The 21,838-nt window shown below is 67.8% G+C and carries 18 protein-coding genes and 1 tRNA gene; 5 read left to right on the forward strand and 14 right to left on the reverse strand.

Translation table 11 applies throughout. The features are described from left to right. Nucleotides 1–21: 21 nt before the first annotated feature. From ACO05L_RS00395 to prmC, 4 genes are all read right to left on the reverse strand, one after another. Entirely contained in the window at nt 22–681 is a 660-nt protein-coding gene (locus ACO05L_RS00395) for a DUF4893 domain-containing protein (protein ID WP_421730207.1), read from the reverse strand. A gap of 112 nt (nt 682–793) precedes the next feature. Next, entirely contained in the window at nt 794–2,137 is a 1,344-nt protein-coding gene (locus ACO05L_RS00400; RefSeq protein ID WP_421730208.1) for a hybrid sensor histidine kinase/response regulator, read from the reverse strand. Between the two features lie 71 nt (nt 2,138–2,208). After that, nucleotides 2,209–3,306: a DUF4167 domain-containing protein gene (locus ACO05L_RS00405; protein WP_421730209.1), complete on the reverse strand. Its 1,098-nt coding sequence runs from the start codon at nt 3,304–3,306 to the stop codon at nt 2,209–2,211. Between the two features lie 395 nt (nt 3,307–3,701). Beyond that, on the reverse strand, nt 3,702–4,625 hold the full coding sequence (prmC, locus tag ACO05L_RS00410; protein WP_421730210.1) for a peptide chain release factor N(5)-glutamine methyltransferase: 924 nt from the start codon (nt 4,623–4,625) through the stop codon (nt 3,702–3,704). Nucleotides 4,626–4,790: 165 nt separating this feature from the next. Here prmC and ACO05L_RS00415 point away from each other — a divergent pair, with 165 nt between their 5' ends. After that, nucleotides 4,791–6,083 (forward strand): YihY/virulence factor BrkB family protein, encoded by a 1,293-nt coding sequence (locus ACO05L_RS00415; RefSeq protein ID WP_421730211.1) that lies wholly within the window; start codon nt 4,791–4,793, stop codon nt 6,081–6,083. Between the two features lie 17 nt (nt 6,084–6,100). Here the strand turns inward: ACO05L_RS00415 and ACO05L_RS00420 are convergent, their stop codons facing one another. Further along, the gene (locus ACO05L_RS00420) at nt 6,101–8,227 is read right to left on the reverse strand and encodes a transglycosylase domain-containing protein (RefSeq protein ID WP_421730212.1); all 2,127 of its coding nucleotides are present in this window, start codon (nt 8,225–8,227) and stop codon (nt 6,101–6,103) included. A gap of 162 nt (nt 8,228–8,389) precedes the next feature. Beyond that, nucleotides 8,390–9,367 (reverse strand): alpha/beta fold hydrolase, encoded by a 978-nt coding sequence (locus tag ACO05L_RS00425; RefSeq protein ID WP_421730213.1) that lies wholly within the window; start codon nt 9,365–9,367, stop codon nt 8,390–8,392. A gap of 91 nt (nt 9,368–9,458) precedes the next feature. Here ACO05L_RS00425 and ACO05L_RS00430 point away from each other — a divergent pair, with 91 nt between their 5' ends. Beyond that, nucleotides 9,459–10,604 carry a Rieske 2Fe-2S domain-containing protein gene (locus ACO05L_RS00430; protein WP_421730214.1) on the forward strand — a complete coding sequence of 382 codons (1,146 nt, stop codon included), beginning with the start codon at nt 9,459–9,461 and terminating at the stop codon, nt 10,602–10,604. 181 nt (nt 10,605–10,785) lie between these two features. Here ACO05L_RS00430 and ACO05L_RS00435 read toward each other — a convergent pair whose 3' ends face one another. Both ACO05L_RS00435 and ACO05L_RS00440 read right to left on the reverse strand, forming a co-directional pair. Then, nucleotides 10,786–11,442 (reverse strand): TetR/AcrR family transcriptional regulator, encoded by a 657-nt coding sequence (locus ACO05L_RS00435; protein WP_421730215.1) that lies wholly within the window; start codon nt 11,440–11,442, stop codon nt 10,786–10,788. Between the two features lie 183 nt (nt 11,443–11,625). Then, nucleotides 11,626–13,464 carry a cation:proton antiporter gene (locus ACO05L_RS00440; protein WP_421730216.1) on the reverse strand — a complete coding sequence of 613 codons (1,839 nt, stop codon included), beginning with the start codon at nt 13,462–13,464 and terminating at the stop codon, nt 11,626–11,628. 190 nt (nt 13,465–13,654) lie between these two features. Between ACO05L_RS00440 and ACO05L_RS00445 the strand changes: the two genes are divergently transcribed. Further along, the gene (locus ACO05L_RS00445; protein WP_421730217.1) at nt 13,655–15,778 is read left to right on the forward strand and encodes a M13 family metallopeptidase; all 2,124 of its coding nucleotides are present in this window, start codon (nt 13,655–13,657) and stop codon (nt 15,776–15,778) included. A gap of 576 nt (nt 15,779–16,354) precedes the next feature. Here the strand turns inward: ACO05L_RS00445 and hisS are convergent. The 4 genes from hisS to ACO05L_RS00465 all read right to left on the reverse strand — a co-directional run bounded on the left by hisS (nt 16,355) and on the right by ACO05L_RS00465 (nt 19,845). After that, nucleotides 16,355–17,896: a histidine--tRNA ligase gene (hisS, locus tag ACO05L_RS00450; protein WP_421730218.1), complete on the reverse strand. Its 1,542-nt coding sequence runs from the start codon at nt 17,894–17,896 to the stop codon at nt 16,355–16,357. Nucleotides 17,897–17,976: 80 nt separating this feature from the next. After that, entirely contained in the window at nt 17,977–18,543 is a 567-nt protein-coding gene (locus tag ACO05L_RS00455; RefSeq protein ID WP_421730219.1) for a phthalate transporter, read from the reverse strand. Between the two features lie 10 nt (nt 18,544–18,553). Beyond that, the gene (locus ACO05L_RS00460; RefSeq protein WP_421730220.1) at nt 18,554–19,432 is read right to left on the reverse strand and encodes a 3-hydroxybutyryl-CoA dehydrogenase; all 879 of its coding nucleotides are present in this window, start codon (nt 19,430–19,432) and stop codon (nt 18,554–18,556) included. 107 nt (nt 19,433–19,539) lie between these two features. Further along, nucleotides 19,540–19,845 (reverse strand): YggT family protein, encoded by a 306-nt coding sequence (locus ACO05L_RS00465; RefSeq protein ID WP_421730221.1) that lies wholly within the window; start codon nt 19,843–19,845, stop codon nt 19,540–19,542. Nucleotides 19,846–20,014: 169 nt separating this feature from the next. On the opposite strand from ACO05L_RS00465, the gene ACO05L_RS00470 reads away from it, so the two are divergent. Beyond that, a tRNA-Ala gene (locus ACO05L_RS00470) sits at nt 20,015–20,090 on the forward strand. Between the two features lie 20 nt (nt 20,091–20,110). Here the strand turns inward: ACO05L_RS00470 and ACO05L_RS00475 are convergent. Continuing rightward, nucleotides 20,111–20,818 (reverse strand): glutathione S-transferase N-terminal domain-containing protein, encoded by a 708-nt coding sequence (locus ACO05L_RS00475; protein ID WP_421730222.1) that lies wholly within the window; start codon nt 20,816–20,818, stop codon nt 20,111–20,113. A gap of 188 nt (nt 20,819–21,006) precedes the next feature. On the opposite strand from ACO05L_RS00475, the gene ACO05L_RS00480 reads away from it, so the two are divergent. Next, nucleotides 21,007–21,183, forward strand: coding sequence for a YegP family protein (locus ACO05L_RS00480; protein ID WP_421730223.1), 177 nt, complete (start codon nt 21,007–21,009; stop codon nt 21,181–21,183). Between the two features lie 24 nt (nt 21,184–21,207). Here ACO05L_RS00480 and rimM read toward each other — a convergent pair whose 3' ends face one another. Further along, the gene (gene rimM / locus ACO05L_RS00485; protein WP_421730224.1) at nt 21,208–21,738 is read right to left on the reverse strand and encodes a ribosome maturation factor RimM; all 531 of its coding nucleotides are present in this window, start codon (nt 21,736–21,738) and stop codon (nt 21,208–21,210) included. Nucleotides 21,739–21,838: the final 100 nt, after the last annotated feature.

A 21,838-nucleotide genomic window follows, 5' to 3' on the forward strand; every position in this document is an offset into this window, starting at 1 on the left:
TCCAGTGCGATCAAGCGCGGTTCAGGCAGGGACGAGCTCGATCAGGTCGAGGTTGGACTCGTTCTCGGGCCAGGGAATGACCAGACGCCAGCGGTCCGAGCCGAACCGCTCCAGCACGGCCACCAGGTCACGATCCGGCCGCTGCCCATAGGAGTTGGCCGCCGGTTCCGAGGCCAGGGCCATGGAGCCCAGCATGATCATCTGGCGGTCATCCTCGGGGAACAACAGGCCGCTGGGGCGCTGGGAGCCGGTCAGCTTGGTGAACTTCAGGCCGCGCGGCGTCTGTTCGATGCGGCAGGCGAACCAGCCGTAGACGACATAGCCCAGGCCGTCGCGGCCGCCCTGAGAACCCAGTTTCACGGTGCGGCACCGATAATCGCCGACCGGCGGGGTGACGCCGCCCTGGGCGGCGCGCGGCTGGATCAGATCCCCGACCGCCGACAGGTCGCCAGAGCCCGCCTGGGTGCGGGCCTGTTCCAGCGCCAGGGCCCAGGCCGCATCTCGTCGCTGATAGCGGTCGCGGTCGCCGCTGGTGACGATGCCGCGCCAGTCGAGGCGGACCTCGCCCATAGGTCCGGGCGGCGGCGGCGGAGGCGGCGCGCCGGTGGAGGGCGCGGTGGAGGCGCAGCCGGCCAGGACGAGCAGGGATAAGGATACGGAACCGGCGGCGACTATGCGCATGGAGACCCCAGGGCGGTTTCTACGGGACGGGATGACCGTTGCGTCCTAAGGGCCCGTTGAGGCTCGCCGCGTCAAGCGCCTTGGCTGTGACCGCGGGTTTGTCGCAGGCGGTTCAGGCCGCTGCCGACGCCTGCGCGGCGCCCCTATCCTCGAGCGCGGCGTTGAGGGCGCGGGCGAAGGCGGGGATGTCCAGCGGCTTGGTCAGATAGTCGCGAAAGCCCGCCGCACGACCGCGCTGGATATCGTCGGGCATGGCGCTGGCCGACAGGGCCAGAACCGGCAGGCCGCGCGTCATGGGATCGACGTCCAGTTGCGCCTTCAGCTCGAAACCGTTCAGTCCGGGCAGGTTGATGTCCAGCAGGATGACGTCGGGCCGCAGGTCACGCGCCAGGGCCAGGCCCTCGTGTCCGGTTTCGGCGACGTGCAGGTGGATGGACCCGAGGGCGGCGACGACATGGCGCATCAGGGCGATGTTGGAGGGATTGTCCTCGACATAGAGCAGGGTGGCCTCGGTTCTCGACAAGGCAGGCAGGACCATGGGGGCGTCGGGGGCCACCATGCGCGCGGTGCGGGCCGGTGGCAGGCTGAGCGTGAAGGTCGAGCCCTCGCCTTCGCGGCTCACCACATCCAGCCGTCCATCCATGGCCTCCGCCAGCTTGCGCGACACCGTCAGACCAATGCCCGTACCCGCCACGGCAGAGGTCTCCCGACCCAGGCGATTGAAGGGTTGGAACAGCTCGGCCATCCGCGCCTGGGGGATGCCGACGCCAGTGTCACGCACCGACAGGACGACCCCCTGTGGCGTGTGATCCAGCTCGAGCCACACGCGGCCGCCGGGCCGATTGTATTTGATGGCGTTGGAGACGAGGTTCAGCAACACCTGACGCAGGCGGGTCCGGTCGGCGACGACGCCCGATCCGGCCGACAATGCGGGCGGGGTCAGGCTCACGCCCACCGCCTCTGCATCCGGCCTCAGACTGTCGCAGACCTGGCGAGCGACAAGTTGTGGATCGACCGCCTCGATCGACATCGACAGCTTGCCGGATTCGATCCGGGCCAGGTCCAAGACCTCCTCGATCAGGGCCAGCAGATGCCGGCCGGCGGCCAGGATCTGATCCACGGCCTGGCCCTGGGTCCGCGTCAGGGGTTCGGCCTGGGCGTTGAGGCGAAGCAGTTCGGCGAAGCCGATGACGGCGTTCAGCGGGGTTCGCAGCTCATGGCTCATACCCGCAAGGAAGTCGGTCTTGGCCTTGCTGGCGCCGTCCAGGGTTCGCGCCTGCTGGTCGGCGGCGTCCAGCGACAGACGCAACTCTCGCGTGCGTTCGGCGACGCGAGCCTCCAGCGAACTGTTGAGGGCGCGAAGCCGGGCAGCCTCCGCCCGCGCCCGCATCGCCAGCCTCAGGCCCGCCCAGGCGCCCGAGAGAGCCAGGGCCACAATCACCAGAACGAATTCCATGCGACATCCTCCTGCGAACAGGATGGACGCCGAAAGGTTGCGTTAAGGTAAAACCCTGGGTTGTATTCGGATCAGTCTTCGACGGCGGTCGGTTCGACCTTGCGGCGCGGCGCCCGACGCTTTGGCGCGACCTCGGCCTCGTCGCCGACGGGGGATTCCGCAGGCGCCGAAACCGGCTGCGACGAACGGGTCAGGAAGCCTGGCAGGGAGCCACCGTCCGTACCGTCGGCCGAAGCGTCCGAACGGGAGGCTTCAGAACGGGGGGCTTCCGAGCGGGGCGTGCGGGTGCGGCGCGGCTTTTCCGCCACCGGCGCGGCATCGTCGGCGGCGGGCTCATAGGGCGTGCCGACCAGGGCGGGCTGGGCCGCCTCGTCGCTGGGGGCGTCGTTCTCGCCCGAGGGGCGTTCGCCGCCTTCGGCGTCCGAACGACCGTATTTCTCTTCGCGACGACGCTCCCAGCGCTCGCGACGGGTCTCGCGGCGACCGCCCTCTTCGCCCTCGGCGCGGGGTTCGCGGTCCTGATCGGCGCGCTGGCCCTCGCTGCGAGAGGCGTCGTTGCGCTGGCCATCGGCGCGAGGTGCGCGGTCACGGTCTCGGTTGTTGTCGCGGTCGCGGTTGTTGTCGCGATCGCGGTTGTCCCGGTCGCGCCATTCGCGGTTCTGCTGGCCTTCACCACGGGGTTGCCCATCGCGGTTCTGGTTGTCGCGGTTCTGGTTGCCGTTCTGGCCGTCGCCCTGGTCGGCGCCGCCATTGCCATTGCCGTTGCCGCCACCAGCTGCACGATCAGCAGCCTGTTGCGCGGCCATAAAGGCGGCGGCCTGGGCGCCGGTCTCGTCTTCGAAGTCGATGTCGAAGCCCTGGTTGGACAGTTCGCGCGCAGCGATCTCGGAGACCGGACGCTGGGGCTGCAGGGCGCGCAGGACGCGGAAATAGTGTTCGGCGTGTTGCAGATAGTTCTCGGCCAGGACGCGGTCGCCCGAGGCGCCGGCGTCGCGGGCGAGCTGCTGATAGCGCTCATAGACGGTCTGGGCATTGCCGCGGACCTTGATGTTCTCTGGACCCTGCGAGTCCCACGAACGGTTCGGGTTGGCGCTATTGGCGTTGCCGCCTGCGCTGCCGGGCTTTCTGTTGCGTCCGCGTTGACGCTTCATGCCCTTGAAATCTCTCATGAGAGGCTACCGTGCTTTCGAGGGGGCGGCGGGTGCAAGGACCCTGGCCGGCCGTTTCGTCGTTCCGCTTCGCTCGGGGCCAATCCCCGTGGACGATATGATCGGAAATCCGTCGCCGCCCCGTGGTCCGCAGGGCTTTCCAGCCCGACCTTCACATGCCCCGAGCGCGCGTGACCGGACCAGCGTTCGGTCCAAGGCGTGCGTTTCGGGTGGGAGACGACAGAAGACTTAGCGTGGCCCCGGCTGTTTTCCAAGGGGTTTGTTTGGGGCGGCGCCCTCACGCTTTTCGTCATTCCGGGCAAGACGCAGCCAGGACCCGAACCCAGCGGCGCGCGCGAGCGCGAACCTGTCATCCCGCCGATCAGAGATCGGAGGGCGAGCCGAGCGATAGGGCTCTAGTTTTTGGGAATCGGATTGGTCCTGGGGTCCGGGCCATTGGTCACCACGCGGTGGCGGTCGCCCAGGTCCTTGATGACCCGCACGTCGGTGAAACCGGCGTCTTCGAACAGGGCCTTGACCGGCTCGGCCTGGTCCCAGCCGATCTCGACGGCGAAGACGCCGCCGGGCTTCAGCACCCGCATGATCTCGGGCGCCAGTTCGCGATAGGCGACCAGGCCGTCCGGGCCGCCGTCCAGCGCCAGGATCGGATCGTGGTCGCGGACCTCGGGGTCCAGGCCAGGGATGTCGTCGGACGGGATATAGGGCGGGTTGGACACCACCATGTCGAAGCTGTGGTCGCTGAATCCCGTCGCCCATTCGGTGCGCAGGAAGGCGGCGCGGCCGTCCAGGTCGAGGTTGGCGGCGTTCTCCTTGGCCACGGCCAGGGCCTCGACCGAGATGTCGGTTCCGACGCCGGTGGCGGCGGGGCGTTCGGTCAGGATGGCCAGCAGGATGGCGCCCGACCCGGTGCCCAGGTCGGCGACGGTGAAGGCCTCATGCTGAGCGTGGGCCAGCATGGCGATGTCGAGGATGGTCTCGGTATCCGGGCGCGGGCTCAGCACGTCGGGGGTGACGTTCAGCATGATCTTCCAGAAACCCTTGCGGCCCAGGATGCGCGACACAGGCTCGCGCGCCAGCCGCCGCTCGACATAGCCGTCCAGCACACCCGCCTGATCCGCCGTGATGACGCGATAGGGGTCGGTCAGGATATCCATCCGGCTGGCCCCGGTGGCGGCCTCCAGCAACAGGCGGGCGTCGATGGAGGGGCTGTCGATGCGGGCGGCCTTGAGCCGGGCCTGGGCGCCTTTCCAGGCCGTAACCAGGGTGGAGGCGCCGGAAGCGTCGGCAGAGGCGTCGGGGGTCGGGGGCGTGTCGGTCATTCCGGTCTCGTAGCCTGGAGGGGCGCAGGGCCAAGGGGTGATTGGGCCGCAGACATAAGGTCATCGCCGCCGATAGCCACCCCCAAGGATGTCAGGGGCCGCCCTGGAACGCCGACTAACTCCGGTCCTCGGGGAACGGCCACGCAGCTTGGCCGTTCACGCGCCATGGCTACTGATCCCCTGTCCTCCCTGACCGCTGCTCTGATCGCCCCCGTGAACAAGGCGATGAACAAGGGGCGGACGCCCGGGGGCGGCGGTTCGGCCTGGCGCTTTCTCGCCGCCGTCGCGGGAGGCCTGGCCGCCGGGGCCGGGGCCGCGCATCTGCTCTATACCCAGGGGCACAAGGTCGGGGTCGAACTGCGCCCTCACCGGCCCGAGCCGCTGAAGCCCGCCGATCCGACGCCAGAAGATTATGACTTCCGCGATCCCGGTCGAGGTCGCCTGGCCCAGAGGCCAGAACACATTCCGCACAAGGGCTGGATCGACATCCTGTGGCGCACGGGCGCGGCCTATTTCGGCGACCGGGTCGGGTTCGTCTCGGGCGGGGTGACCTTCTTCATCGTGCTATCGATGTTCCCGACCCTGGCCGCCTTCGTCACCCTGTACGGCCTGTTCGCGGACCCCACGGACGCCTGGGGCCGGCTGCAGTTCCTCTATTCGGTCCTGCCCGCCAATGTCGCCGAGTTCCTGGGCGTGCAGATGCAGCGGCTGGCCGAGAACTCCACCGGCCAGCTGACCTTCACCCTGGTCTGGACCCTGGCCCTGTCGCTGTGGACGGCCAACAACGGGATCAAGACCCTCTTCTACGGGCTGAACGTCGCCTATCACGAGGTCGAGAAGCGCAACATCGTCCGCTACAACCTGGTCTGCATGGCCTTCACCGCGTCTGGCCTGGCGGCCGCGCTGGTGGCTGCGGGCCTGGTGGTGGGGGTGCCTGTCTTCCTGTCGCTGTTCGGGCTGGAGGACGAACTGGCCTATACGGAGTGGCTGCGGTGGCCCCTGCTGTTCGTCGGCTATGTCGCCGCCCTGACGGTGATCTATCGCTTCGGGCCATGCCGTCAGAAGGCCCGCTGGCGCTGGCTGACGCCCGGAGCCCTGTTCGCCGCGACCCTGAGCGTGACCGTGTCCATCCTGTTCAGCTGGTTCCTCAGCAACTTCGTCAGGACCGACAGCTACGGCCCGCTGGCGGCCTTCATGGGTTTCCTGCTGTGGATCTGGATCTCGGTGCAGGTGATCCTGATGGGGGCCGAGCTGAACGCCGAGATCGAGCACCAGACCGCCATGGACACCACGACGGGACCGCCACAACCCATAGGACAGCGCGGAGCCCTGGTCGCCGACACCATCGGCCCGCGCCGAGGCTCGCCCGCCGCCCTGGCCTTCACCCTGAAACACACCGAGGCCGTCGCCGACCGGCTGACCCGGAAGCGGGCCAAGAAGGATCCGGGCGCGGTCTGAGCGCCCGCTGGCGTCCCTTAGAAGAACAGAGCGTCCGGCTTCTTTTCGGCCGGAGCCGGAGGTTCGGGACGCTGATCGGGCGGATCGCTGCGTTGCGGGCCAGGGACCGGTCGGGTCTCGATCCGGGGGTTGGGCCGCGCGTCGGGGCGGGCGCCGTCATAGGGCTGGCCGGCATTGAGATCGACCGGGTCGATAGGCGTTCCGCCATAGGGATCGGCCAGATTGCCCATCAGGTCCCCGACCGGATCGGGCGCGACCCAGCCCTCGGGCATGGGCGGGCCATTGGGGATGGGCTGGACGGCCAGACGTGGCAGGACCGCCGTCATGAAGGCCTTCCAGATCGCGGCCGGCGCCGCGCCGCCGGTGACGCCGCGCATGGCCGTATTATCGTCCTTGCCGACCCAGACGGCGGCGACGAAGCCGCCGGTATAGCCGACGAACCAGGCGTCCTTGTAGTCCGAGGTCGTGCCCGTCTTGCCCGCCAGGTCGCGGCCGGGAATGGCCACCGACCGCGCCGTACCCGAGGTCACGACGCCGCGCAGCATCTGGTTCATATAATAGAGCGGCGGATTGTTGATCGCCTGCCCGCCCACCGGTCCTCGCGCCGAGCGCTGATAGATCACCCGGCCCTGGGGCGTGCGGATGCGGCTGATGCCATAGGCCTCGACCCGGCGCCCGCCATTGGCGAAGGCGTCGTAGGCGGTGGCCATGTCCAGGGGCGAGACCTCGACCGCGCCCAGGGCCATGGCGGGTTCGAGCCCGATGCGGCTGGAAATGCCCAGGCGGCGCGCCGCACGAGAAACGCTGTCGCGGCCGACCTGGTCAGCGACATAGGCCGCCACCGTATTGGTGGACTGGGCCACGGCGTTGGCCAGGGTCATCTGACCGGCGAAGGTCCCGGAATAGTTTCGCGGCGACCAGTTGCCGATCTGCACGGGCTGATCGACCACCGGGGTCTCGGGCGTATAGCCGGCCTCGACCGCCGCCAGATAGACGAAGGGTTTCCAGGCCGAACCCGCCTGACGCCGCGCGTCGACGGCGCGGTTGAACTGGCTGTCGGCATAGGAGGAGCCGCCGATCATGGCGCGGACCCGGCCATCGCCGTCCAGGGCCACCAGGGCCGCCTGTTCCACGCCCTTGGATTCGTCGCGATCCAGAATGCGGCGCACCGAACGCTCGGCCGCCGTCTGGATCGTCAGATCCAGGGTGGTCTCGACGATCATGTCCTCGGTCGGTTCGCCGACCAGGCCGCGGATCTGCTTGTCCAGCCAGTCGATGAAATACTGGGCGTGCTGGGTCGCCAGGGTGCGCGAGACCCGCACGGGCTCCAGCACGGCGGCGGCGCGCTGTTCCGGCGTGATGACGCCGGTGGCCTCCATCTCGTTCAGCACGACGGTGGCGCGGGTCGCCGCCCGCTCGCTCTCGGACACGGGCGAATAGCGCGACGGCGCCTTCAGCAGGCCGGCCAGAAGCGCCGCCTCGCCGACCGTCAGCTTGGACGCGCTCTTGTCGAAATAGCGTTGCGAAGCAGCCTCGATCCCATAGGCGCCGGCGCCGAAATAGACCCGGTTCAGATAGAGGGCCAGGATCTCCTTCTTGGTGAACTTCATCTCCAGCCAGACGGCTAGCATGATCTCCTGCACCTTGCGGCGCATGTTCTGGTCGGGCGTCAGGAACAGGTTCTTGGCCAGCTGCTGGGTCAGGGTCGAGCCGCCCTGAACCACCCGGCCGGCGCGCATGTTGCGCACCATGGCCCGGCTCATGCCGATCGGATCGAAGCCGGGGTGGTAGTAGAAGCGGCGATCCTCGATGGCGATGAAGGCGGCCGGCACATAGTCCGGCAGGGCCTCAAGATCGGCGGGCGGCGCCTGTTGCGTGCCCCGCGTGGCGATCAACGCCCCGTTGCGGTCCAGGTAGGTGATCGAGGGCTGGCGATCGACCTCATAGAGCGCCGAGGTGTCTGGCAGGCCACGCGCGAACACGGCGAAGAAGACGACCAGGAAGATGACGCCCCAGACCGCCAGGACCGCACCCCAATAGAGCAACTGCTGCAGCCGAGTGCGCGCAGGCTTGGGACCGCCGGCGTTGCCGCCACCGCCCCGGCCAGCGTTGCCGAACCTGTTTGAAAACCCCGGACCGGCCATCGATATCCTCAGAAGCTGCGGCCTGTCTTAGCCGTTCGCCTCGCCCAACAAAACGTCCGTCCTCAAAACGCCCATTGTGGTGAACGACGCGTGAAGACCTCACGTCAGCGTGATGACCGTTTCCGCCGAAACCAAGGCGGGACGATTAAGGCGCGGACAGACTTACCGCGCCAGAAACGCATCCAGTTCGGACTGGAAAGCCTCGGGCTGGTCCAGCATGATGAAGTGGGCGCTGTCGTCGATGCGCTTCAGCGTCGCGCCCGGCAGGGATGCGAACGAGGCCTGATAGATGGCGTCGGTGATCTGGGGCGTCATGCCCGGGGTCGTGAAGGCGACGTACAGGACCTCGGTCGGGGCGGTGATGGCCGGCAGTTCGGGCCGCAGGTCGGTGGCGATCAGTTCGCGCATGGCATGGGCGACGACCTGCTGATCACTGGCGGCGGTGTCGGCCAGGGGCCCGGCGCGCTTGGCCTCCGTGGCGATCATGCCGGTGACCGAGGCGGCGGCGCGGGCCTGATAGGCCTCGGGGCTGGCCGAGGCCATGCCGCCTGCGACCTGATCGGCGATGGGGCCGACCGTCTGCGCCGTCGTTCCAGGCGGTCCGAACATCATCCCCATGAAGGGCACCATATCGACAACCATCAGTCGCCCGACCAGATCGGGATGCCGCGCGGCCAGCATCATGGCCATGGTCCCGCCCATGGAATGGCCGACGACGACGGGCTTGCTCAGGTTGTTCTCGGTGATGTAGCGGGCGATTTCCTCGGCGACCGGGGCCGCGACAGGCCCCTCGGCATTGCCCGCGACGGGGGCGCCGGCGAAGCCCTGGACATGGATGCGGTGAATGCGCCAGCCGACGCCGTCCTGGGCCAGCAGATGATCCACCGTCTCCTGCCAGACCTCCGGCGAGGAGCTGAGGCCGGGGATCAGGATGATGTCGCGCCCGTCCTGATCGCCATCGACGCGGACATGCAGACGATCCGAGGCGAAATCGGCATGAGCATGAGCATGGCCGGAATGCGCGGCCTGGGCGCTGTCGGCCCGTGTGCTGTCAGCCTGGGCCTTGGCTTCGCCTATGCCGGCCAGGTTGGCCAACAGACCGAGGGCGGCGATCAGGCCGGTCAGCAGATGGGCGTTCATTCGGTCTTCCTCTTCGATCGTCGCCGACATCGCTAGCGCGCCGCGCGCGAGCGGCCAAGACATCGCTTTCGCCCTTGGCTAAACTAGGGCCATGAGCCTCGCCGACAGCCCGCCCTCCACCGCCCCCTCAAGGGGCCAGGCCCCGGATGCGAAAGCGCCCGCCTCGAGCTTTGGCAAGGGGTTCGTGCTGGACACCTGGTATTTCGTCGCCCTGTCGCGCGACGTGGCGCCGGGCTCGCTGAAACGCCATGAACTGCTGGGCGAACCCGTGCTGATCGGACGCACCAGGGGCTCCACAGGGATGGGGGGCGAGGTCTTCGCCATGCGCGACATCTGTCCCCACCGCGCCGCGCCGCTGTCGGCCGGAAGGGTGGTCGATTCCGCTGAAGGCGAGACGGTCGAATGCCCCTATCACGGCTGGCGCTTCCGCACCGACGGGGTCTGCGCCGCCATACCTTCCCTGGTCGACGGCCAGCCCTATGAGGCCGACCGCATCCGCGTGCGCTCCTATCCGGTGCGCGAAAGCCAGGGGATGGTGTTCGTCTTCATCCGCTCGGACCCGCGTTCGGACGCCGAGCCCGACCACGCGCCGCCGGTGTTTCCGGGCGTCGTCGGCGGAGACGCCAAGCTGGTCGAGTTCATGGATTTCGACAGCCATATCGACCACGCCGTCGTCGGCCTGATGGACCCCGCCCACGGCCCCTATGTGCATCAGCAATGGTGGTGGCGCTCCAAGCATTCGATGCATGAGAAGGCCAAGGCGTTCGAGCCGCGCGACTTGGGTTTCGCCATGGTGCGCCACGCCCCGTCGTCGAACTCACGCGCCTACAAGATCCTGGGCGGTGCGCCTGCGACCGAGATCACCTTCCGCCTGCCCGGCTATCGCTGGGAGCATATCCAGGTGGGCGATAAGCAGGTCCTGGCCCTGACCTGCCTGACGCCGGTGACCGAGACGAAGACCCGGATCACGCAGATCTTCTGGTCCGACCACTGGGTCTTCTCCCTGGCCATACCCTTCCTGCGCATGGGGGTCGTGGCCTTCCTGAAACAGGACGGCGGGATGGTGAACCTGCAGAACGAGGGCCTGCGCTACGACCCCGCCCTGATCTGGATCGACGACGCCGACAAACAGGCCAAATGGTATCAGCAGCTCAAGCGCGAATGGACGAAAAGCCGCGCCGAGGGGCGCGGCTTCGTCAACCCGGTCAAGGCTGCGGTCCTGAGGTGGAAGAGTTGAAGCAGGGTCTCCTCCCTGTTCGCCGCTTGGCGAATGGGGAGGTGGCGCGGCGCCGCTTGGCGACGTGACGGAGGGGGTCTTAAACCCCCGCCGATCGAGACCGCTTCAAGACCCCCTCCGTCTCGCCGCAAGAGCGGCGATCCACCTCCCCATCGGCTTGGCCGACAGGGAGGAGACGGCGTTATTTGCGCGTCAGGGCGCCGGCCAGGATCACGCCGATCTGCTTGGTGGCGTGGTCGGCCAGTTGCTGGCCGGTCCAGCCGTCGTAGGCAGCCCGGCGATAGTTGGACAGGTAGGCGTCCCACAGCAGTTCGGTCAGCAGGGGCACGTCGGCGTCCTGGCTGAGTTCACCGGCGGCGACGCCGTCGCGCAGGATTTGCGACACCACGGCGGTCAGGCGGGCGGTGACGGCGCGGGCGCGGGTCTCTGCGGCTTCGGGCTGGAACCACGAGCGGGCGACGATGGCCTGCATCAGCGGCAGATGATCCAGCGAGCCGTGGTAGCCGGCGGCCAGAGAAGCGGCCAGACGCTGACGCACCGGGCCCTCGCCGGCGCCCGACTTCAGGTCGTCGGCCAGGCGATCCATGTCCTCAGTCAGAACGGCTTCGAACAGTTCGGCCTTGTCCTGGAAATTGGCGAACACGGCGCCGGTCGACATTCCCGCGACCTTGGCGATATCGCGGATGGTGGCGGGTTCGTAACCGCGCTGGGCGAACAGGCTGCGGGCGGCGTCGAGAACCTTCTGACGAGTCCGAACCTTGGCGGCCTGACGGCGGTTCAGCCTGGGCTGGCCGACATCATTGGCATGATCGTCGGCGCGCAGGGCTTGATCTGACATGAAGCTTACTCTGTGATTTACAGCCGTCGGCGGCGGTCCGGCGGAGGAGGTAATCGGGCCCTCAGTCGCGATAGCCACGCATTTGGCTCGCCTGAAATCTGGCCCCGGAAGGCCGCGCTTTCATCACGCAACGATGACCAAAATGGGGTCCAAATGTGAATACCCCAAATATATGATCATTGATCACTCGCCTTTTCGGGGCTTACGGAGGCCCGATCCGCGCAGGGCTCGTGTCGGCCGTCCCTGGCGATTTTCGGGTGAAGCGGCCTGAAAAACAGCGCGGAATTCATCGCGTTTCTCGTGCACCGAAGCCAGCACCAGCCCCATGGGCACGCCCAGATCGACCAACACATTCTCGGCCAGTTGCAGGCTGGCCTCCGTGGTCTCCGGCACGGCGTCGGTGACCCCCAGGCCATAGAGTCGGGCCGCGTGCCGGTCGTCGCGGGCGCGCGCGATGACGATCATGTCATCACGCAGGGCGCGGGCGGCGACGACCACCTCATCCACCTTGCCAGGCGCGTCCATGGTCACGACCAGGGCGCGGGCGCTGCGGACGCCGCACAGGGACAGCATCTCGGCGCGACCGGCGTCGCCATAGTAGATTTCGTAGCCTTCCTTGCGGGCCGCAGCCACCGCGCCTGCATCCGAATCCAGCGCCACGAAGGCCTGGCCGTGGGCCGCCAGCATCTCGCCGACCAGCCGCCCGACCCGGCCGAAGCCGACGATGAGCACCTTGCCTTCGGGCGTGATCGCGGGGTTCAGAGCCTCGGCGGGCAAGCCCGTCGGATCGGACGCCACCCGGCGCGAGATCCGCTGACCCAGTAGGGCCATCAGGGGCACGGAGAACATACTGATCGTCGCCGACAGCAGGACGGCCTGTGTGAAGGCGGGCGAGGCCAGGCCCTGGCCCATGCCGGTGTTCAGTATGACGAAGGCGAACTCGCCCGCCGGGCCCAGAACAAGCGCCGTCTCGATCGCGGCGCGGGCGCTGAGACCCCAGGCGCGGGCCAGACCGAAGATCACCGTCGCCTTGATCGCCGTGATGGCGAAGGCCAGGCCGAACACCCCCACCGGATCGGCGGCGACCGCGCCCAGGTCCAGGCCCGTTCCCACCCCGACGAAAAAGACGCCCAGCAGCAGACCCTTGAACGGCTCGATGTTCATCTCGACCTCGCGCCGGTACTCGGTCTCGGCGATCAGCACCCCGGCGACCAGGGCGCCGATGCTCATCGACAGGCCCGCCGCCTGGGCCGCCACGCCCGCGGCCACGACGACCAGCAGACACAGGGCGACGAACAGTTCCTGATTGCCTCCCGTGCCCTTGCGACTGCGGGCGACCGAACGGAACAGGGGGCGAAGCACCAGACGCCCCAGAACGACGATGAGAGCCAGACCGATGGCCGCCGGCCCCAGGGTCAGCAGCGTCCGACCGACCTCGGAGGCCAGGCTGGCGTCGCCCTGTTGCAGGGAGGCCAGCACGGTGACGGTGATCAGGATGGGGGCCACGGCCAGGTCCTGGGCCAGCAGGACGGCGAAGGTCGATCGGCCGACGGCGCCGCGCAGACGACCACGCTCGGCCAACACCGGCATCACCACCGCCGTCGAGGACAGGGCCAGGCCCATGCCCAGGACCGCCGCCCCGGCCAGCGACTGCCCCATCACGACGAAGACGGCGCCCAGGGCCAGGGTGCAGACCGCGACCTGCAACATGCCCATGCCGAAGACGAGGCGACGCATCGCCTTCAGCCGCTCCCACGACAGTTCCAGCCCGATCATGAACAGCAGGAAGGCCACGCCCAGCTCTGACAACTGGGCCAACTGGGCCGGATCGCCGATGGTCACCCACGACAGCCAGGGGGCCGCCGGAACAAGCCGCGCCAGACCATCGGGACCCAGCAGGACGCCGGCCGCCAGGAAGCCCAGCACAGGGCTGATCTTCAGCCGGTTGAACAGGGGCACGACGATGCCCGCAGCGGCGAGGAAGACGACCAGTTCCTTGTATTCGCCGCCGTGTTCGATCATCCCGCCCCCTGGTCCGAGCCCTATCCTTGCGTCTGACGCCCCACATGGCGAGTGCAAACAGACACGCCTCGGCCGGTTTCATGAACTTTATTTAAGGCGACAGGCCGTCGGGCGGGCGTAGGGTCGATCCAACCGCCGTCTCCCCCTTTACGGGCCTGACGTGCATCGTCCTGAACCCAGAGACATCCGCATGAAATCCCTGCTCCTCGGCGTCGCCTTCGGCGCCCTGCTTCTGCCCGCCGCCGCCCTGGCGTCCGACCACGATCATCCCTGCGTCGACCAGGCCTGCACCATGGTCTCGCTGTTCCAGACTCCGGCCCAGCCCACCGGGGCCGCCGGTTACACCAGCACCGAAACGCCGCATTACGGAACCTGGGGCTTTGACCTGGCCGGCCGCGACACAGCGGTGAATCCGGGCGACAACTTCTTCGAATACGCCAATGGCGCGGCGCTGGAGCGCCTGGTGATCCCGGCCGACCGGTCCAGCTATGGTTCGTTCAACCTGCTGCGTGAACTCAGCGACAACCGCATGAAGGTGCTGATCGCCGACATCGCCGCCGGGACCAACCTGGCCGCCGGTTCCGACGAGGCCAAGATCCGCGACCTCTACAACAGCTTCGCCGACCAGGCCCGCGTCGACGCTCTGGACGCCCAGCCGCTGCAACCGATGCTGACCGCCATCCGCGCCGCCGACAGCCACGCCAAGATGGCCCGGCTGATGGGCGAGACGGTCGACGCCCCCGGCGGCTCGCTGTTCGGCGCCTATATCGGCGAGGACGCCAAGGACCCGTCGAAATACGCTGTCTATCTGGGCCAGTCGGGCCTGGGCCTGCCGGATCGCGACTACTATCTGAACGCGACCTATGCGGACAAGAAGACCGCCTATCAGGCCTATGTCGCCCAGATGCTGACCCTGGCCGGATGGGATAACGCCGAGCAGGCGGCCGCGCAGGTCGTGGCCTTCGAGACCCAGATCGCCACGGTCCACTGGACGCGGATCGAAAGCCGCGACGACGACAAGACGTACAATCCCATGACCCGCGCCGAGCTGAGCGCGGCCATGCCCGGCTTCGACTGGGACGCCTATCTGGAGGGCGCGTCGCTGGGCGCGGTCGATCGCGTGATCGTGGCCCAGAATACCGCCTTCCCCAAGGAGGCCGAGATCTTCGCCGCCACGCCGATCGCGACGCTGCAGGCATGGCAGGCCTTCCACACCGCCGACCAGTCGGCCAGCCTGTTGTCGCAGCGGTTCTCGGACGCCGCCTGGACCTTCCGTTCGCACGTCCTTCAGGGTGCTCTGGAGCAGCGCACGCGTGACAAGCGCGCCGTCAGCTTCGCCGAGAACACTCTGGGCGAGGCCCTGGGCCGCGCCTATGTCGCCCGCTGGTTCCCGCCCGAGAACAAGGCCAAGATGGAGGAGCTGGTCGCCAATCTGCGCCGCGCCCTGTCCGCTCGGATCGACAACCTCGACTGGATGACGCCCGAGACCAAGATCAAGGCCCAGGAGAAGCTGACCAAGTTCCGCGTCAAGATCGGCTATCCCGACAAGTGGCGCGACTATTCGGGGCTGGAGGTCCGCGCCGACGACCTGTTCGGCAACAGCGCGCGGGCGCAGGCGTTCGAGTGGGCCTATCAGGTCAACCGCATCAACGGTCCCGTCGACAAGGACGAGTGGGGCATGACGCCCCAGACGGTGAACGCCTATTACAACCCGACCGGCAACGAGATCGTCTTCCCGGCCGCCATCCTGCAACCGCCCTTCTTCGACCCCGACGGTGACGCCGCGGTCAACTATGGCGGCATCGGCGGCGTGATCGGTCACGAGATCGGCCACGGCTTCGACGACCAGGGCCGCAAGTCCAACGGCGACGGCGTCCTGTCCGAATGGTGGCTGCCCGCCGACGAGGCCGCGTTCGAGGCCAAGACCGACGCCCTGGGCGCCCAGTACGACGCCTATGAGCCCCTGCCCGGCTTCAAGGTTCAGGGCGGCCTGACCATGGGCGAGAACATCGGCGACGCCGCCGGCGTGGCCGTGGGTCTGGAGGCCTATCACCTGTCGCTGAACGGCCAGCCCGCGCCGGTGCTGGACGGCACGACCGGCGACCAGCGCTTCTTCTACGGCTGGGCCCAGGTCTGGCAGTCGAAATACCGCGACGCCGCCATCCAGAACCAGGTCGCCACCGACCCGCACAGCCCCGCCGAGTTCCGCGTCATCGGCCCGCTGCGCAACGTCGACGCCTGGTATGACGCCTTCGAGGTCCAGCCCGGCACCAAATACTACCTGGCCCCGGCCGACCGCGTCCGCATCTGGTAGGACCTAAGACAGACCAAACGACGAAGGCCGGAGCGGCGACGCTCCGGCCTTTCTTTTTGGGGCGCTAACGCTCGGCTCGCGGAGCCTCGCTGCTTGAGCGCAGTCTTGCTTGAGGGACGCTACCACTCGGCTCGCGGAGCCTCGCTGCTTGAGCGCATTCTTGCTTGAGGAGCGCTACCGCTCGGCTCGCGGAGCCTCGCTGCTTGAGCGGATTCTTGCTTGAGGAGCGCTACCGCTCGGCTCGCGGAGCCTCGCTGCTTGAGCGGATTTTCAGAAAATCGATTTCGGGAGGCGAGCTCGCTCAAGCAGGGAGCGACCGCGTCGCGAGCGGTAGCGCGGCGCAAAGCGCCACCGCTTGATGCAAGACGTGAAAAAGCCCGCTGCGGGGGATACATCGCAGCGGGCTTTCACGCTCTCTATGGAGCGGACGTTTCCTCCCCGAAACGCCTTCGGCGGCTACGCATTCGCGCTGTGCCGTTCGAGTGAGTTCAAATGACCCGCCGGGCCGGCCTGCGTCAATCTGAACCCAAGGCCAAAGCCGGGGTTTTATGACTAAACGTCGATAAGTCAGTCAGCCTACGCCGCGTTTATCGACGGACCGTCGATAATGCTGCGAATGGTTTGCAACAGTGTGCCGCGCGGCACATTCACTTGGCCCGGACGCGCCGCCTTCCAGGCCTCGTTGTCGCTAACGCCCGCCGCCAGGGCGCGCCCCGCATCCAGATCCTTAACCGTCGCCGTGCCCGCCGCCAGTTCGTCGCCGCCCAGGATGACCACTGCAGGCGCGCCGCGCCGGTCGGCGTATTTCATCTGCGCCTTCATGCCCGCGCGTCCCAGATAGACCTCGGCCGCCACTCCGCCGTTGCGAAGCTCCGACACCGCATCGAGGTAATGCTGCATATCGTCCTGGGAAAAGACGATGACCACCACCGGCCCGCGCACGCTGGCGTCCTCGCGCCCGGCCGCCTTAAGGGCCGAGGCCAGGCGCGAGACGCCGAAGGAGAAGCCCGTCGCCGGCGTCGACTGGCCGGTGAAGCGCGCCACCAGATCGTCATAGCGCCCGCCGCCGCCGATCGAGCCGAATCGCAGGGGGCGGCCCTTGTCGTCCTTGGTGTCCAGCAGCAGCTCGGCCTCGAACACCGAGCCGGTATAGTATTCCAGACCGCGCACGATGGTCGGATCGAAACGGACGCTGGCCTGGCCGACCTTCATGGCGTTCAGCGCCGCGTCGATGGCGGCCAGCTCCGAAAGCGCCGCCTCGCCCGCATGGCCCAGGCCGCCGACGGCGGCGACGGCGTTCAGCGTATCGGCCCGCGTCAGGGTCTCGTCGCCAGCAGACGCCAGGAAGGCCTTGATGGCGCTCGTGACGCCCGTCGGCAGTTTCGCCCCCTTGGTATAGTCGCCGCTGTCGTCCAGCCGGCCCTCGCCCAGCAGGGCGCTGACGCCCTCCCAGCCCAGGCGGTCGAACTTGTCGATGGCGCGCAGAGCGGTCAGTTTCTGCACCGGGTCGGTCACCTCGCCCGCCTCGAACAGGCCGTCGAACAGCTTGCGGTTCGAGACCCGGATCACGGCCTGCCCGTCCGACAGACCCGCCGCCTTCAGGCCCTCGCAGCCCATGGCGATGATCTCGGCGTCGGCCTCGGGCCGGTCCGAGCCGACGGTGTCGGCGTCGCACTGCCAGAACTCGCGGAAGCGGCCCGGGCCGGGCTTCTCGTTCCTCCACACCGGCCCATAGGCGTAGCGGCGGAAGGGTTTGGGCAGGGTCTCCCAGTTCTGGGCGGCGAACCGGGCCAGGGGCGCGGTCAGGTCATAGCGCAGGGCCATCCACTCGCCGGGATCGTCGGATCCGGCGTCGTCCTGAAGCGCGAACACCCCTTCATTGGGTCGGTCGGCGTCCGGCAGGAACTTGCCCAGGGCGTCGGCGTATTCGAACGCACCCGTCTCCAGCGGCTCGAAGCCCCAGCGCTCATAGACCTCGGACACCCGCGCCACGAGGCGGCGCTCGGCGATCAGATCCCGGCCGCGACGGTCGCCAAATCCACGCGGGCTGCGCGCCTCGGGGCGGGCAGCCTCCACAGCGGGGGCTTCGGACGGGTTTTCGGGGGCGTTGGAAGTCATGGCGCGCGATTACGCCATCACCCTGTTCGTCGCAACCGAACCCGGCCCTAACGGCGCAGGTCACAGGGGCGCTAGAGGCCTCAGCGGTCCTGCGGCAGGATGCCCAGGCGATCGCGCACGGCGGTCGGCGCGCCCTCGAAGGCGATGAAGGCGGCGCACAGGCCGGCCCACAGCGAATAGCTGACCCCGACCAGGATGGCGACCGGCAGGCCGCCGACCCCATAGATCAGCAGGACCGTCTCGGTCGCGCCCATGGCCTGGAGGGCGTTGCCCGCCTCGAACCAGCCGAGCAGCATCATGACGATGGCGATCAGCACCTGAAGCGCCGCCGCCAACAGCCCGCCGAACAGCATGAACCGCCAGACCACGCCCAGGCGCGAGCCCGGACGGCCCGTGCGCTCGCGTTGGCGCAGCATAAGCCACAGGCCGATGGGCGCGGCGATCAAACCGATGAGCAGCACCAGAAGCCGCCAGTCGATCTCGCTGCCGGGAACCCAGTTCTGCGGCGGCCAGACGAATAGCGTCAGGACCAGGGGAGGCCAGGCCATGGCGGCCAGCGAGGCCATGGCGAAGGCGCCGGGCGTGCGGCGCGGGATGACGCGAACCTGGCCAGGCAGGTCCTCAGGGCGTTCGAAACGGGGGATCATGACTGGGGGATCATCGCGTCGGCACCGGGACATCGCCGGAGTAGTCGTAGAAGCCGCGCCCGCTCTTCCTGCCAAGCCAGCCCGCCTCGACATATTTCACCAGCAGGGGACAGGGCCGGTATTTGGAGTCCGCCAGCCCGTCGTACAGCACGTTCATGATGGCCAGAACCACGTCCAGGCCCATGAAGTCGGCCAGTTCCAGCGGTCCCATCGGGTGGTTGGCGCCCAGCTTCAGCGCCTTGTCGATAGAGGCCACGTCGCCCACCCCTTCGTACAGGGTGAAGATCGCCTCGTTCATCATCGGCACCAGGATGCGATTGACGATGAAGGCGGGGAAGTCCTCGGCGTTTGTGACGGTCTTGCCCAGGCTTTCGGCGAAGGCGACAGCGGCGTCATAGGTCTCAGCCGAGGTGGCGATACCGCGTACGATCTCGACCAGGCCCATGACCGGCGCCGGCTTCATGAAGTGCAGGCCGATGAACCGATCCGGCCGATCCGTCGCCGAGGCCAGACGGGTGATCGAGATGGACGAGGTGTTGGACGCCAGCAGCGCATCCTTGCCCAGATGCGGGATCAGGTCGGCATAGACCTGCTTCTTGACCGCTTCGTCCTCGACCGCGACCTCGATCACCAGATCCGCGGCCCCGGCGTCGGCCAAACTGGTGATCACGGCGATCCGCCCAAGCGCGGCGTCGGCGTCGGCCTGGGTGATGCGCTGGCGCCCGACCTGGCGGGCCAGGTTGGCGGCGATCTCGCCCTGCGCCACCGGCAGCCGGTCTGGATTGACGTCGTACAGGGTCACCGAATAGCCGCCCAGCGCCACCGCATGGGCGATGCCGACGCCCATCTGTCCGGCGCCTATGATGGCGACTGTACGTATCGTGGTCATGAAGTCGTGGTGTTCAGCAGCGTTTCGCCAGAGGGCGGCACCTTAAGAGCGTCCCCGTCCCGCGCAAGGACGGAATCCACACGAGCGCCGCACCGGCCCCTGAGGTGTCACCCCAGAAGCGCGATCAGGGGTCCGGCCGCCATGTTGTTGAACAGGATGCGCGCAAAGTTGAGCAGCAGCAGCACGACGATCGGCGACACGTCGATCCCGCCCAGCGTCGGGATGATGCGACGGAAGGGCTCCAGCAGCGGGGCGGTCACGGCGTCGAGGAAACGCGACAACTGGTTCACGAACCGATTGCGGTGATTGATGACGTCGAAGGCGAACAACCAGCTCAGGATCGCCTGGGCGATGATGAACCAGATCATCAGCTGAATGATGGTGTTGACCAACCAGACGATGGCGACGCCCATGCGCGGACTCCGATGAAGCAAATCGAGGCCGGAGCCCCCTGAAACCCGCTTCTAGCCGACGCCGGCGCCGACACCAAACAGGGTCTTTCGTCGCGGGCGCCGAACGGCGCTCGCCCGCCCCGTTGACACCCCGCCCCCGTCCCTTCTATGTCGCCCCTCGCCTGTGATCGGGGCCGTAGCTCAGTTGGTAGAGCGCGTCGTTCGCAATGACGAGGTCAGGGGTTCGACTCCCCTCGGCTCCACCAGGCGACCTTCCGTTACATCCTCACGCCGGCCGGGCCGGGATTTGCAGGCCGCGCTGGACGGCCGGGCGGGCCAGGCCGCGTTCGAGCCAGGCGGGCACGGCCTTGAGGGCGGCGTAGTCGACGATCTCGGCGGCGTCGTAGAAGCCGATCAGGCTGCGGACCCAGCCCAGGGTGGCGATGTCGGCGATGGTGTAGTCGTCGCCCATGATCCACTGACGATCCGCCAGGCGGCTCTCCAGCACGCCCAGCAGGCGCTTGGACTCGGCGGCGTAGCGATCGCGCGGGCGTTTGTCCTCGTACTCGCGCCCGGCGAAACGGTGAAAGAAGCCCAGTTGGCCGAACATCGGGCCCAGGCCGCCCATCTGCCACATCAGCCACTGGATGGTCTGGTATTTCAGGGCGGGATCGGCAGGCAGGAACTGGCCGGTCTTCTCGGCCAGATAGATCAGGATGGCGCCGCTTTCGAACAGGGCCAGGGGCTGTCCGCCGGGGCCGTCGGGATCGAGGATGGCGGGGATCTTGCCGTTCGGATTCAGCGACAGATAGTCGGGCGTCCAGCTCTCGTTCTTGGTGATATCGACCAGGTGCGGCTCATAGGCCAGGCCGGTTTCCTCCAGCATGATCGAGACCTTGACCCCGTTGGGCGTCGGCAAGCCATAGAGCTGCAGCACGTCGGGACGGGTCGGCGGGTACTGGCGCGTGATCGGAAAGGCGGACAGGTCGGCCATCGGTATCCCTCGGGGTTGCGAAACCCGGATGTGGGGAGCGAATGGGCCGCCGCAAGGCGATGGGGGCGGCCGCCGACGTCTGGGCGCTCACGCCCCTGTGTGCGCAAGCCGACATTTCTCGATTGACCGTCCGGGACGATCTGACAGCTTGGCCGGGGTCCGATCCGGACCAGTGAGGGAGATCGCCCGTGGCGCACAAGTTCGAAATCTACAAGGACAAGGCGGGCGAGTTCCGCGTCCGCTTCAAATACAATTCCGAAGTGATGTTCTCGACCGAAGGCTATGCGTCCAAGGCCTCGGCCCAGAACGCCATCGAATCGATCAAGGCGAACGGCCCCAAGGCGCCGGTCGAAGACAACAGCTGATGGCTGCAGCAGGGGCCGTGACCTTCAGTCCGGCTCCTGCTCGCCCACTTCCTGAGGCGGGACGGCCAGAAGCCAGCCGTCGGCGATATGCAGCTCGGGCGTCGCCGCCTTGGTGAAGGGCAGATACCAGGTCTGGCCGCCGGCTGAGGGGGTGATTTCAAGCATGTCGTCGGCGCCGAAATTCTGCACCGCCCGGACCGTGCCCAGCACCGCGCCGGACACATCGCGCGCCTCCAGCCCCACCAGATCGGCGAGATAGAATTCGTCCTCGTCCGGGGCCGGGAACCGGTCGCGCGAGACATAGAGCTTCAGGTTTCGCAGGGCGTCGGCCTGCTCCTTGGTCTCGACCTCCTTGACCCGTCCGACGATGCCGTCCTTGGACGGACGCGCCGAGGTCACGGTCAGGCCGGGCGAACCGTCCGAACGCAGCAGCGGCCCATAGGCGGTCAGGGCCAGGGGGTCGGCGGTATAGGCGGTGATCTTGATCTCGCCCCGCACGCCAAAGCCGCCGGCCACATGGCCGACCAGGATGAGTTTGCTGTCGCTCTGCGTCATCTCTGCCGCTCCGTTCGAACCCACGATGGGTTCCTGTCCACATACCGCCCGATAGCAGAAAGGCGGCATCCGATCGCTCGAACACCGCCCTCCGTCATCC

Source organism: Brevundimonas sp., from assembly GCF_965227765.1.
GTDB lineage: Bacteria > Pseudomonadota > Alphaproteobacteria > Caulobacterales > Caulobacteraceae > Brevundimonas.

What these genes read in the sequence shown, in the direction of transcription:
- ACO05L_RS00395 (WP_421730207.1), bottom strand. Translation starts at nt 681, where the DNA reads ATGCGCATAGTCGCCGCCGGTTCCGTATCCTTATCCCTGCTCGTCCTG.
- ACO05L_RS00400 (WP_421730208.1), bottom strand. Translation starts at nt 2,137, where the DNA reads ATGGAATTCGTTCTGGTGATTGTGGCCCTGGCTCTCTCGGGCGCCTGG.
- ACO05L_RS00405 (WP_421730209.1), bottom strand. Translation starts at nt 3,306, where the DNA reads ATGAGAGATTTCAAGGGCATGAAGCGTCAACGCGGACGCAACAGAAAG.
- prmC (WP_421730210.1), bottom strand. Translation starts at nt 4,625, where the DNA reads ATGACCGACACGCCCCCGACCCCCGACGCCTCTGCCGACGCTTCCGGC.
- ACO05L_RS00415 (WP_421730211.1), top strand. Translation starts at nt 4,791, where the DNA reads ATGGCTACTGATCCCCTGTCCTCCCTGACCGCTGCTCTGATCGCCCCC.
- ACO05L_RS00420 (WP_421730212.1), bottom strand. Translation starts at nt 8,227, where the DNA reads ATGGCCGGTCCGGGGTTTTCAAACAGGTTCGGCAACGCTGGCCGGGGC.
- ACO05L_RS00425 (WP_421730213.1), bottom strand. Translation starts at nt 9,367, where the DNA reads ATGAACGCCCATCTGCTGACCGGCCTGATCGCCGCCCTCGGTCTGTTG.
- ACO05L_RS00430 (WP_421730214.1), top strand. Translation starts at nt 9,459, where the DNA reads ATGAGCCTCGCCGACAGCCCGCCCTCCACCGCCCCCTCAAGGGGCCAG.
- ACO05L_RS00435 (WP_421730215.1), bottom strand. Translation starts at nt 11,442, where the DNA reads ATGTCAGATCAAGCCCTGCGCGCCGACGATCATGCCAATGATGTCGGC.
- ACO05L_RS00440 (WP_421730216.1), bottom strand. Translation starts at nt 13,464, where the DNA reads ATGATCGAACACGGCGGCGAATACAAGGAACTGGTCGTCTTCCTCGCC.
- ACO05L_RS00445 (WP_421730217.1), top strand. Translation starts at nt 13,655, where the DNA reads ATGAAATCCCTGCTCCTCGGCGTCGCCTTCGGCGCCCTGCTTCTGCCC.
- hisS (WP_421730218.1), bottom strand. Translation starts at nt 17,896, where the DNA reads ATGACTTCCAACGCCCCCGAAAACCCGTCCGAAGCCCCCGCTGTGGAG.
- ACO05L_RS00455 (WP_421730219.1), bottom strand. Translation starts at nt 18,543, where the DNA reads ATGATCCCCCGTTTCGAACGCCCTGAGGACCTGCCTGGCCAGGTTCGC.
- ACO05L_RS00460 (WP_421730220.1), bottom strand. Translation starts at nt 19,432, where the DNA reads ATGACCACGATACGTACAGTCGCCATCATAGGCGCCGGACAGATGGGC.
- ACO05L_RS00465 (WP_421730221.1), bottom strand. Translation starts at nt 19,845, where the DNA reads ATGGGCGTCGCCATCGTCTGGTTGGTCAACACCATCATTCAGCTGATG.
- ACO05L_RS00475 (WP_421730222.1), bottom strand. Translation starts at nt 20,818, where the DNA reads ATGGCCGACCTGTCCGCCTTTCCGATCACGCGCCAGTACCCGCCGACC.
- rimM (WP_421730224.1), bottom strand. Translation starts at nt 21,738, where the DNA reads ATGACGCAGAGCGACAGCAAACTCATCCTGGTCGGCCATGTGGCCGGC.